A 434-nucleotide genomic window follows, 5' to 3' on the forward strand; every position below is an offset into this window, starting at 1 on the left:
GTCTCTCATTGGCAAAGGTCGCTGTCGCGATATTCGTGATTATCGCAGTCGCATCCTTTTCGGCCGGGCTACTCGATGGCGGTTCGATACCCGTGCTTTCGGGGTCGAACGCAACCGAAACAACGCCGATACCAGACGAGAGTACCGCGATTCCGGAGTCAAAGGGGAAATCGTACGTCTCGTCGGATGACCTGGATACGCATCGAATCGCGCTACTCATCTTCGAACGGCTCAACGAAGAGCGCCAAAAACGGGGGCTCAGTCCCGTCGAATACGACTTGGAACTCCAAGCGATTGCCCGCTATCACAGCAAAGATATGGCCGAATCAGGGTATTTTGCTCACGATTCACCCGATGGGGAGTCATTGAAGGCACGCTACCAGAAGTTCGGTTACAACTGTAAGGTCCCAGTCGGCGGGAACGCATACATGACA

The 434-nt window shown here is 54.4% G+C and carries 1 protein-coding gene; it reads left to right on the plus strand.

The window, feature by feature from the left end:
- Positions 1-434: CAP domain-containing protein (locus tag DEQ92_RS23005; RefSeq protein WP_147299612.1), on the plus strand; the 434-nt coding region annotated here is incomplete at both ends.

It is taken from the genome of Haloferax sp. Atlit-6N (genome assembly GCF_003383195.1).
Taxonomy (GTDB): domain Archaea; phylum Halobacteriota; class Halobacteria; order Halobacteriales; family Haloferacaceae; genus Haloferax; species Haloferax gibbonsii.